This is a genomic window from Paenibacillus sp. FSL H7-0942 (assembly GCF_045040715.1).
In the GTDB taxonomy this organism is placed as follows: Bacteria; Bacillota; Bacilli; order Paenibacillales; family Paenibacillaceae; genus Paenibacillus; species Paenibacillus amylolyticus.
On the sequence record NZ_CP150279.1, the window covers coordinates 4,867,288 to 4,880,021 of the forward strand.

The following is a 12,734-nucleotide window of genomic DNA, read 5'->3' on the forward strand; positions in this document are numbered from 1 at the left end:
GATCTATATTGCTTACACATTGCCCTCTACAGAGTCTCCAAGACCACACGTGAGCCGTTTCCGGCCTCACCTGCCGGAATCACCACAAGTTTGCGCGGCAAGCGTGCACGCAGTTCAGGCACGTGACTGATTACACCAACAGCCAATCGGTCGTCATGCAATTTTTCCAAAGAAGTAATGACGGTATCCAACAGCTCAGGGTCAAGTGTACCAAACCCTTCATCCAGGAAGAAGAATTGGAGCGGGTACTGACCTCGCAGCTGAATCTGGGCCGACAGTGCCAAGGCCAGTGACAACGAAGTCAAAAACGTCTCGCCACCTGACAACGTTGATACCGGTCGTTTGACACCCCCGTTGGCATCATCACAGATTACAAAACCACCACCGGAATCCACCTCCAGTGAATAACGCTGTTTGGTCAGGAAACGCAGACGCTGAGATGCCGCATGACTAACCTGCATCAGTTGTTCTTCGGCAATATACTCGACAAAAGCATTGCCTCTGAACGCGGATTGCAATTTGCTGAGCAGCTCACCTTGACGGCTTACCTCCACTCGCTTGTTCTCCAGTTCGGTCCAGCGAACATGTCGCTGCTCCACATCCTCCAGATCACGTTCTGCGCGTGCTTTGGCACGAAGGGCAGCCTCATCCTCAATTCGGACCTGCTGCAAACGTTCGGTGCAGGCTAACCACTGTTCCTCTGATACGACAGCACCACCCAGCTTTTGTTCCAATTCACGCAACTGGGATGCCAGTTCACGCTCACGTTCACGGTGCTGCTGGATCTCTCCTGCCAGTCGCTCTGCTTCCTGGGAAGGAATCGCCGCAGATACAACAGCATCATCCGAGTCAAACGGGGATTGTTCCAGCAATTGCTTCCACCGTTCCTGTGCCTGCTGCAGATGTTCTGTGGCCGAGGCGGCTGCCTGTTGACCCATAACGTCTTTCTTCGTTGATTCCTGCTTCAGCGTGTCCGCTTCTTTGAAGCGATGTGCCGAGTCCGAAGCTGTTTTCCGCAGTCCATCCAGACGAGCCTGAGCCGCAGCAATCAGATCTTCTACCCGTTGCTCCCCAACCCACTGGCGCAAGCGTTCTTCCTTCTCGGCCAGCTGTTTGCTATTGCCCTGCCACTCCGTTTGCCACTGAATCAGTTGTTTATCCAATTCAACCAGTTTCTGCTGGAGAGATTGGATGATCTGGTCTTTTTCCTCAAGGAACGTCACGCTTTTGTTCAGACGTTCCTTGATGTCTTCGGCGCGCGCATCGCGCTCCTGCATCGCCTGATAGAGGGCCTTGGCCTCCTCCTGAGCGATGCCGGGCAGTTCCGCGGCCCAGCGGCCCTGCAAGGCAGCCGCTGCGGCCTCGCTCTCGGCCAGCTTGCGCTCCGCCTGGGTGAGCCCGGCACGGCCGGCCTCTTGCGCAGCTGCCGCTTCCATGCGGCGCTGCTGCGCGCCCACAGCCGCCTGCTGCAACGCGGCGGCTTCGGTCTGGAGCGGCGCTGCTGCGCCAGCCAGCGCCTGCGCGGCTTCGCGCAGCGCAGCGGCACGCGATGCCCAGCCTGCCGGGGAGCGCCCGTGTTCGGGCGACCCGGCGGGCTCAGGCTCCGCTGCCGCAGGCGCGGCCTCGGCTGCGGCCGGAGCTTCGCCGGCCGCAGCGCCAAGCTGCGTCAGCAGGCTGCGACGTTCGTGCAGCTGCTGGCGCAGCCCAAAGCGCAGCTCCTGCAGCTCCGCGTGCAGGCTGCGCAGCAGTTCCAGGTCCGCATCGCCTGCGTGCGGACCTTCTCCCGGCGGCGCAGCCGGGAGCGGGTGATGCGGCGAGCCGCACACCGGGCATCGCTCGCCGTCACGCAGCTCGGCGCGCAAGGCGGAGGACAGCCGGTGCAGCTCCTGCTCACGCATCGTGCCACGCAGCTGTTCCTCCGCAAGGGCCAGCAGGCTCTGTTCGCGGCTAATATCCTGCTCACAGGCAAGCAAGGCCTCAAGACCTTCTGACGCCTGTTCTACCAGATGCTGACGCTGATCACTCAGGCGTTTTTCTTCCTCAGCCGCCGCCTTCAGCTTGTCGGCTCCCTGTTCTGCCGACTGCTTATAGGTTTGCATGTCAGCCTTATTTTGCTGCAACTGCTCCGCGGCAGTATCCACACGATGTTTCAGTTCAAGCGCAGCTTGAAGTTGCCTGCGTTCCTCTGACTTCACTTCATTTGGCTTGAGGCTCTCCTGTAGTTCCTCACGCCGTTTGCGTCCGCGCTGTTGCAATTCCTTTTCTTTCTCAAGCTGCTGTCCCAGCGCAGTTTGTTGGCCCTGCCCCTGTTCCAGCAGCTGCGCGAGGCGCGAGCAATCAGCCTGAAGTCCGTCCCGTTCACGTTGCAGCTCTTTTGCTTGTTCGAGTTGCTCCAGGCGCAACAAAAGTTTCGGTTCTTCCTCAGTCATTTGCTTACGTGCCGTCTCGGCCTTCTCCGCTTCCTGAACAGCCAGACGCTCATGTTCCAATGCTTGCTGATGAGCTGTCTCGGCAGTATCCTGCCGCTGCTTCTGTGTAGCCATGGCATCTCGAACCGTCTGCAACGCAGGCAGTATTGCATCTGCCGCAACGGATTGTTTCAGCCGCTGTTCGCCTGCCTCTATCTGTGGTTCCAGTGCTTTCAGCTTCTGCTGTTCATCCGTCCGGGCATGCCGTTCGTGACTTAACTCACGAATTTTGCCCAGTTGTTCAGCTTCCTTCGCAGCTTCATCCAGCGCTTTGCGGGACAATTCAGACTGCTGAACAGCGGTTTGAAGAAGCCGTTTCGTTTCTTCCAACGTCTCCTTACTGGCATTGCCCAGTCCCTGTTGCTCCGCAGCAAGAGATTGGTGAACCATATCATTATCCTTGACCCGCCGACTTAATTTGATGGCCAACTGGTCCCCATACTTCTCCAGATGGAATAATCGTTGCAGCATCTGGCGACGTTCACTGCCTTTGAGTGACAAAAACTCGGCAAACTTCCCTTGCGGAAGCACCACTGCCCGTGTAAAATCATCCATCTTCAAACCGATCACATCTTCAACACAGCGATTCACATCTGCCAATTTGTCGGCAAGTACCTGTTCTTCGCCATTAACCGTCTCTATGAATTTGCTGATCGTGTTACTCACCGAAACTTCATTATTTCGTTTGAAACGTCGCTCTACCCGGAACCTTCGAGTGCCTTCCGCCGACATCAGTTCAAATGTAAAAGCAACCGACAACGAATCCTCTGCATGATTCATAATGCCTTGCGTCCCGTTCACCGCGCGTTCCACTTTTCCGTACATGGCGAGTGTGATGGCATCGAGCAAGGAAGATTTACCACTACCCGTTGGACCGAAAATACCAAATAGCCCCGTCTCCGTCAGCACGGTAAAATCAATCTCCTGCATCTCCCGGTAACTTTGCAGTCCGGCAACTTTTAATAAAATCGGCTTCATCTTTCCTCGACCTCCTCTCGCACACCCGGCTCGGCTTCATCCACAAGTTCCAAGAAAAGCTGTACCAAGCTGTCTTCCGGTTGTGCACCACCAGTCTGACGCTGATAAAATTTACGGAACAGTTCGTGGACCGGCAGCTCGGATCGTTGCTCCAAAAGTCCTGCTGCAGCCATCTCGGGATACACCGGGCGAATATGGATGATACCTTCATGTGATTTTCGCAGCTGCTGAATCTCCTTCAGGGACATCGCTTCGTCCAGCCACACTTCCATGTCGATAAAAGCCTGTGGATCACGCCCCTCATCCAGCCAGCGATATACTTCTGCCAGACCACCACGGGCCTGCCAACGTACAAGCGGACGCCCGGACGTTAACAAAACTTCTTCTACCTGTGCTGCTCCACCCGGCGCCAGATCAACCATCGTGACAGACTTGCTCTGCCCTGCTTCCGAGAAGCTGTAGGCGAGAGGAGAACCGCTATATCGAATCACACCGTCTCCTTTGACAGCCTGTGCACGATGGAGATGCCCAAGCGCCGTGTATTGCGCACCAGTCGCTAAAGATGATGGATCCACCGTGTAGGCCCCACCGATCTGAATCGGACGTTCCGAATCACTCTCAAGTCCGCCGAGCACATAGATATGGCTCATGGCCAAGTTCACGGTATCCGGGCGAAAAGAAGCTGCCAGACGCTGCATTAACATGCCCACCCGGTGACTGTATGCCTGACGAAGCACATTTTCGTCCCCATCTGTTGTCAGCAGTTCATTCAATCTGGCTTCAGAAGGATAAGGTAATGCGGCAATCTGTGCAATTTCTCCGGTTCGCTTTGCATGGATAGTCACCGCTTCTGAAGTAGGCATCCCTACGAGTGTAATGCCCTGTCTGTTCACAAGTGGAGTTACAGAAGCTACACGTTCTGGCTGATCATGATTTCCAGCAATCACCACGAGGGGTCTTCCATGCTCCGTCAGACGCGCTGCCGCTTCATAAAAAAGTTGTTCCGCCGCTGCGGGAGGATTCACCGAATCATACACATCTCCGGCCATCAATATGGCATCCGCCTGTTGCTCATCAGCGACCCTGACGAGTTCATCAACGAAATCTTCCTGTTCACGCAGTCGGCTTCGTCCTTCCAGCGTTTTTCCCAAATGCCAGTCCCCTGTATGCAAAATACGCATCGTCCGTTCCACCCCTCTCCCATATGAAATCCATGGTTTTAAATTCCGATCCAGTTCTTTTACAATTCCACTGCATGTCCACCATCAAAAAAGTACAGCCATTTCCGTTCAACTTTCCGACCCAATATATCTTCAATAGCCCGTCCATACAGATCCAGCTGGAAGCGATAATTTTTGGTGAGTTCATCCAAACCACCACGATGCTCCAATACCCGATCCGTCTTGTAATCAAGCAAGACAAGCTCGCCGTCCACCTCATACAGACAATCGATAATCCCCTGTACAAGCACGGTTTCATTTTCAATCGTTGCCTGCATTTTGCTATCTTCATTTATTATCTGCATATCTGAGTTCGCCGCCCGTTCATGTAGCCATTCCACAGGAGACTGATGTGCCGGAAGTCCATACACAAACGGAATTTCCCGTTTCACCCACGCTGCACGCAATAATTCTTTCCCTGGTTCTGTATTGAAAAATCCGGCCAGTTCTTCAGGTTCGATAGCCGCAGCATGATGGGCCAGCAAAATCTGAAGCTTAATCAACCGCTCAATCGTCTGTTCAATAAGCTGTGAATCAACAGATGATCCATCTATAGGAAGATGCTGCATCAACGTATGATACACGTTCCCCCGTTCTGCCCCTGTCAGCTGCGTTGCCTCCATGAATTTCGGACGACGCAGGTGCAGTTTGAAAGACGTACCCGCAGATCCCGCATCCGAAACGTTCACCGTACGGTTTGAATCTGACTTTAACCCAGCCTCATGCTTGATAGATTCACTGGATGCATCACGATGAGCATGGCTTGTTTCATCCTTGATGTTATTGATTCCTGAGGTGTTATAATCCAATAATTTCTCGGACTGCTCTCCCAGTTCCTCCATCACCTCTACGGACTGGATATCCTGCATCGCAAGTAACGTTTTCAACTCCGTGACAGATGTGCTCGCTGCTACTTGAGTTGCTGCTTCAAAGGGGTACGTCCATGAAAGTCGTTGATCAACCTCGTTGATCAGCCGTGCCTCCTCTTGTTGAAGATCTACTGTAGCTGCACCTTCATCTCCAATGTTTTGGTTAGCCGTGACTTGTGCACTCTTCGTCAGTTCTTCTACCGTTGAGGATGTAACCAACTTCACAGGCTGAACGGCTTTTAGTGCAGCAATTCGTTCTTTCCGCACCTCAGTCATCCCATCTTCTTCCCCAAGTGTCTGATTCACCACATGGTCACGGGACACGTGATCAGCGGAAATAATAGAAATCGCCCATCGAGATTGATCATCTGCAAGACAGGCTGAGAACGAATCATTGCTTCCTGCAAGTTCACGCAGCACAGCCGCATCTGGATGTCTCATCAGGGATGGCCCAATCCAGTCCAGGTAGTTTCGTCCTGCAGCAAGCAGATAGTCTGGCAATGCCAGTTCAGGGCTATCCTTGACCTGAGACCACGCGAGCGCTTTTTTCGCGGCATCTTTTACGGTACCTAGCAGAATCATTTTCTCTTTGGGACGAGTCAACGCAACATACAGCACACGCATCTCTTCAGCAAGCAGTTCAAATTGCGCCCGACGACGAATCGCCAGATTGGCTAATGTAGGATAGGCAACCCTGTTCTCACGATCTACAAACCTTGGACCAAATCCCAGTTCCTTATGCATTAGAAACGGTGCGTTCAGATCCTGCTGATTGAACATCTTAGATATGCCACCGACAAAGACAATTGGAAACTCCAAACCTTTACTCCGGTGAATGGTCATGATACGTAAGGCGTTGTCCTGCTCACCAGAACTACTTGCTACAGTCCCGAGGTCTCCCCCGTTTTCCCGTAGTCTGGAAACATAGGTCAGGAAACGGAACAAGCCACGATTTGCAGTTGATTCCTCATATTGTCGTGCGCGATCGTACAATGCCTTAAGATTACTTTGACGTTGCAGCCCTCCTGGAAGACCACCAACCCAGTCCAAATAACCGGTTTCCCGATACATACGCCAGATCAGTTCACTTAGACTACCTTGTCTTGCCTCAAGTCTCCACTGCTGCAATTGACGCATAAAACGAATTAACTTTTGCTGTAACTCCGAGCCTGAGATCTCCGTTATGCCCAAATCCTCACTTGCATGTCCCGCAACACCAGCATCTTGCATTCCATCTGTATGCAATGTATGCACATCGGATTCATAGACATCATCCAGGATCTCTGCCTCGACTGAAGCTGCTGTCTCCCGCTGTCCCTGTTCCATCTCTGCCCAGGCTTCCGGCCACTGCAACTGCAACTGGACGATATTGGAATCAGGATGATTATCCTGCCGGGATTGTTGTACAGCATTAGTGGAGGAATCGCTCCAATCTCCCGCAGCCGATATAACCGCATCATAGAATGATTGTCTTTTGTCACCAAGCCGAATCTGTGCCAGTTCCTCTTCATCCAGTCCAACAATCGGGGAACGAAGCACGGAAGCGAGCGGAATATCCTGTCTTGGATTATCAACAAGCTGAAGCAGAGACATCATAATTTCTACTTCTGTAGCCTGAAAATAGCCCTTGCTTTGTTCTCCTCCAGCAGGAATACCCTGCTGTCTGAATTCCTCAATCATTAGTGGAGCCCACATCAAGGTCGAACGCAGCAAGATGACCATGTCACCGTAACGTGCCGGGCGCATCGTTTGCAGGGATTTGTCATATACATGGAGGGCAGGTTTGTCCGTGTCTCCAACCATCTCCCGAATACGCCTTGCGATTGCCCTCGCTTCCAACTGGGCTGTTTCAAGTTCGGCACTCTCCAGTTCTGCGGAGACCGATGCATCCCCATTCTCATCCGTACTCTCTGTCAGATCAGGACCACCACCCTGACGATCGATCAGCATGAGTTCAGGTGTATACGCCTCATCACCAAGTGTTTCTGACGGGAACGTAGCCCCATATGCCAGTTGAGCTCGTTCATCGTAAGCAATCTCTGCCACACCTTCGTTCATGAGTTGCCGGAATATCATATTGACCGAATGCACGACTTCTGCTCGACTACGAAAATTCCGCGCAAGATCAATACGTTGACCTGTACGATGCAGACGATCTTCCACTATTCCATCTTCACGTGTGCTCGCTCCATATTGGCGATACTTGTTCATAAACAGACCTGGCTCAGCCAACCGGAAACGGTAGATACTCTGTTTGACATCACCGACCATGAATCGGTTACCCGGGTTTTCTCTGGAGATGAGCTTCACGATATCTTCCTGAACCGTATTGGTGTCCTGATATTCATCAAGCAACACTTCATCGAATCGCGAACGGTACTCCATAGCCGCATCGGAAGGCATCGACAGTTCAGGCGTTGAATCCTCATGTCGCAAAATGTGAAGACAGTAATGCTCCAGATCACTGAAGTCAACTTGCCCCCGTTCCTGTTTAGCCTGTCGATAACGTTCTCCAAATGTACTAACCAACCTCGACAACTCCTGCATGAGTGGTGCCGCTTGCTCCAACTCCTGCCAGAACGCAAACGCACTTCTTCCGAACAATGAACCTTTCAGGTCGGTAACTGCCTTTTTCGCGGCCTCACGGAGTTCCTTCACCTGATCCTGTAAAGCCGGGTCCGTCTGATCTTTTTTGCAGGGTTTCAGTTTGCCAAATGTAGCGGGTTGAAACACTTCAGGCAACCTTTCCCATGGCATAACCTGGGCTGCAGACAACAGTTCTTCTACCATCACCAGGTCTTCTTTTAACGTATCTGCATAAGGTGCCGGACCTTCAGGCTGCATGGAAATATGAATGCCTTGACGGAGCAATCCTGCTGCACCACTTAAAGCAAGAGCCGCATCACGCAAAATACTCTGAACCCATGCTGAATGTCCAAGTGCCTCTACACTTTCCACCTGAAAAGCAGACGCCATCTCTGAGAGCCAATGATCCGGCCAGGAATGACTGCGGGAGAAATCATACAAACGTTGCACCAGTCGATGCATCGCATCATCGTTTCGTTCTCCACTGAACCAGTCCACTAATTCGCGGAATGTACTCCCTTCATCTTCTTCGCCATACTTTTCCTCAAATAGTTCTTCAAGCAGTTCCTGCCGCATGATTTCCGCTTCATTTTCATTCAGGATACGGAAAGCCGGGTTCAACGGAATTTGCTGATAATAACGGCGAATGACTTCCATACAGAATGAATGCAGCGTTGTAATAGATGCCCGTCCAAGCAACGACAGCTGCTTACGCAGATGCTCTTCTCCAGGCTGTTCTTCCAGCGCACGTTCCAACGCTTCCCGAATCCGTTGTTTCATCTCGGCGGCGGCCGCTTTGGTAAACGTAGCTACAAGTAAACGATCCACACTGTATCCTTGGGAGGGATCTGCGATCTTGCGAATAATTCGTTCAACCAGCACGGCTGTCTTGCCTGATCCCGCCGCTGCGGCAACCAGTATGTCTTCTCCGCTTTCCGAGATGGCACTCCACTGGTCATCACTCCAGAAGCTACCCTCCGGTTTTGGCATATTCGTCATGATGTTTCCCCTCCCTTGGTGTGAGATAACATATCCCAGATTTGCTGTTTGCCCGGTTTGGACAACAGGTTATACTCATTTCCTTCTATATTCTCATCAAACTGACAAACAGGCTTATACGGACAGAACGTGCACGCCACTTCCTGCTGAATACGATAAGGCTCAATGGCCACATCCCCATCCGTAATTCGGGTACCAATCTCACGGATATTACTGCGAACCGAAGCAAGCAGCGTATCCCATTGCTCTGGCGTAGCTACAGCGGCGCTACTATAAAAGCTTCCGTCCGCCTTAAGAGCAACTGGAATAATAGCTGAATATCCCTTATCCAGGGTGTTGTCCATTTGAGCGATTGCGTCCCGATCAGCCAGAAGCAAACCTTTCATTTTGAACCGTTTCAGTAGTTCTTGTCCTGCCTGCTCTGATGTCATGCCGTTTGCAGATTGCAACAGCGGGTTATGCACATGGAAATACAACGTTCCTCCCGGCATCGCCGTTTCCCCAAGCCATTCTTCGGCAGCACTAAGCAGCACCTCCAGATAGGTGAGCATTTGCAATGACAGACCATAGTACACTTCATGTAACTTGAGGTCCGTCTGGCTTGATTTATAGTCAATGACACGCAGGAGCAGACCATTCTCTCCTTCTGCGACATCTACACGGTCAATTCGACCCACGATCTCCATCACACAGCCGTTCTCCAGTTCAAAACGTAGTGGCGGCAGTGTTTTATCGGGTCCAAAATCAAGCTCCAATCCAATCGGTTCAAAACTTCCACGTCTGGACTGTTCACCAAGAATAACCGATGCCCGGCTAACAATGTCCTTCAATTTGCGGAAAATATAACCGTATCGCTTGGTGCTTAGCAAAATCTCCCCTTGCAGCTGTGGTGCAATCTGCTCCACCGTTTGCTCGGCTTCCTGACGACACTGGTCTGGAGTCAAACTGCCCCAACTACGATTTTCTTCGCGCAATCGCATAGCCAACTGGCTTAGTGCAGCATGAAACAGCTGTCCGATATCAGGAGCCTGAAGGCGGTACAATTGCCGTTCTTTGAGGCGTAACCCGTGCGAAGCAAAATGGGAGAACGGACAAGCTACGAAACGCTCCATTCGCGAGACACTCGTCCTCACCTCTGTGCCATACAGTCTGCGACTGGTAGCTGTACGTAATGGTAATGCTCTATTACGATAAAAGATCGATCCCATCAACCGCTCCAATTGAGGTCTGCTTGTCTCCCGAGATACATGCCAATTGTAGACCGCCCACCACATTTCAGGGATGTCTTCTCCGCGACGCCATTTGCGCAATTGTCCAATGAGCGTTGACAGACTCTGACCCGGATGGGTGACATAGGACCAATGCGCTTCTTCCGAGTTCGCAACCGGTGGTTGAGCGAGCAATGGCTGTTCTTGTAGACCAAACATCTTCCGTACATGGCGGACAATCTCGGAAGGAAGCAGTGCTTTCCCCTCATCATCAGCAACCGGGTAACTCAGCCACAACTGGCTACTTGCCGCTGTAAGTGCCGTATAGATCAGAAAACGTTCATCCAGCATCTGCCTTGTTGCACCTGGTCCAAGCGCCATGCCTCTTTCCGTCAGTAACGCTCTCTCCAGTTCCGTTAATACGCCATCATCCTGAGGTACGGCGGGTAATTCACCATCAACGGCGCCAAGGATAAATACGTATTTGATGTCCTGAAGGCGTGTACGGTCCATAGAACCCATCAAAACCTGATCAAGTGCTGGTGGTACCAGACCCAGCTTCAGTTCCGTCAATCCGGTCTCAATCATCCCGGCAAACAGCGTGATATCCAGCCGTTCATTCCCCATCATATCGACCATCTGATCCAATAAATCTAGCACAGCTCCCCACATCTGCCGATGTTCTCTCGACCGTTCGAGGTCACCTTGTGCCTTAGCTTCAGCAGACATGTTCTCCAGCTTCCATGCGATCTCAGCATCTTCCAGCAGTCTGTATAGTGCCTCGCACTGGGCTTTGGCTGTCTTTGCCTTTTTCATTCGTTTCTCAAAAGCACCCAAGGAATCTGTAATGACCGTTCGGCAGCTCTCCATTAAAGAAAGCATCTGATCCCGTCCTCGACTACGGCCATCCTGACCGTTGTCTTCCAGCGACAGGCTTGGTACATACTTCCACGGTTTGCCGTCAGTCCAGCGATACCCGTGAATACCACAAGCCAGTACATAATTCTCAAGCTGGTCCATATCTTCACGAGTGATGGAACCATCACGCGGAAGCAGCAGATCCGTTTTGACACAGCGAAATACATCCTCGTAACGCCAGTGGCGCCGAACAATATCCAGTGCGGAACGGATAAACTCAGATAATGGATGATGAAGTTCATTTCTTCTCCGGTCCAGAAAGACGGGTACGTCATAATCCCTGAATAACGGTTCAGCTATATCAGCGTAGGTATCCAACTGCCGGACAAGTACCGCCATGTCCCGATAACGCGCACCTTCGTTTTGTGCCAAGCGCCGCATCTCACGCAGTGCTCCCTCCATCTCAGCTCGTCGGTTCTCCGCTGCAACCAGTTGGATTCCGGAATCAAGGCCTTCACTTTTCCAATGAATTCGCCGGTCGAAACCAGCCTCCAGATGAGTAAGTCCCGGACGATCCTTGTATCTCGGTGGAATCTCCGAATCTAGCACGGTTATATCGCTTGTTACACCCAGTTCGTCAGCCATTCCTTTCAGGCGCGCATAGGCACTTGCCGTGGGATAAAATAGTTCCAGTTCTCCAGGCAGTGCGCCGTGATCATAAGGACGATCCAATGTCAGTGCAATCGTCACGGAAGAGGACTGCAACATCAGCCGACCAATCACACTCATCTCCTGTGGTGTGAATCCCTGAAAACCATCAATCCAGATCTGGGCATCCTGCAGCAATGCACTTTCCGACAAACGATCTGTCAGCTCGGTCAACGTGTCTTCATCATCAATATATAAATTGGTCAGTTCCTGTTCATAGTCACGATATATCAGATTCAAGTCATGCAACTTGTCCTCCAGAATTGGCGAAGTGGATGAGGTATTCCCTCCAGACAGCCCGTCTTCCAGCAATGATGGATCAACTTCATAACGTTTAAATTCACTATATAAGTCATTTAATTCGCCTATAAAACCCAGCTGGCTGCCGGATGCACCAAACAGCTTTAATTCTTCCTTACGGCGCTGGATGACCTTGTAGAGCAGCATCTTTTTGCCTTCGGCTCCGATCGGAATACGAGCAGAACCACCTGCTTCTTGCATTACACGATAGGCTAGACGGCGAAAGCCGAGCACTTCTGCACGCATGGTACCTTTAATTGCTCCAGAAGACACCAATGCCTGCTCTGTTCGAAAAGAATTCTGTTCGGGAACGAGTAAAATCAAAGGTGTGCCTTGCGGCTCCTTTTGAAGCAGGGATGTAATTTCCCGGGTAATCAGCAAGCTTTTTCCGCTGCCTGCCCGGCCAATAACAAAACGAACGGACATGTCTAATCCTCCAAACCACACGTACAAGATTTTAATTCCCAGTATAACATATCTGACTTGGTTCGGAACATACGTTTGCCACTATCCGGTAAAACCGGAGATCATCTCCGTTAA

Annotated in this window: 4 protein-coding genes; all 4 read right to left on the reverse strand. The window is 51.6% G+C overall.

Features of this window, described 5'->3' with window-relative positions:
* Positions 1-26: 26 nt before the first annotated feature.
* The 4 genes from MHI48_RS21700 to addB are packed head-to-tail and all read right to left on the reverse strand — an operon-like array spanning position 27 to position 12,620.
* Positions 27-3,446: an AAA family ATPase gene (locus tag MHI48_RS21700; RefSeq protein WP_076328107.1), complete on the reverse strand. Its 3,420-nt coding sequence runs from the start codon at positions 3,444-3,446 to the stop codon at positions 27-29.
* A complete protein-coding gene (locus MHI48_RS21705) occupies positions 3,443-4,627 on the reverse strand; it encodes an exonuclease SbcCD subunit D (protein WP_076328108.1) in 1,185 nt (394 codons plus the stop codon). Before MHI48_RS21705 ends, MHI48_RS21700 begins: the two co-directional genes overlap by 4 nt.
* Before the next feature lie 59 nt (positions 4,628-4,686).
* Positions 4,687-9,120: a helicase-exonuclease AddAB subunit AddA gene (gene addA, locus MHI48_RS21710; protein WP_076328109.1), complete on the reverse strand. Its 4,434-nt coding sequence runs from the start codon at positions 9,118-9,120 to the stop codon at positions 4,687-4,689.
* Positions 9,117-12,620, reverse strand: coding sequence for a helicase-exonuclease AddAB subunit AddB (addB, locus tag MHI48_RS21715; protein WP_076328110.1), 3,504 nt, complete (start codon positions 12,618-12,620; stop codon positions 9,117-9,119). The genes addA and addB overlap by 4 nt, the downstream gene beginning before the upstream one ends.
* Positions 12,621-12,734 lie beyond the last annotated feature (114 nt).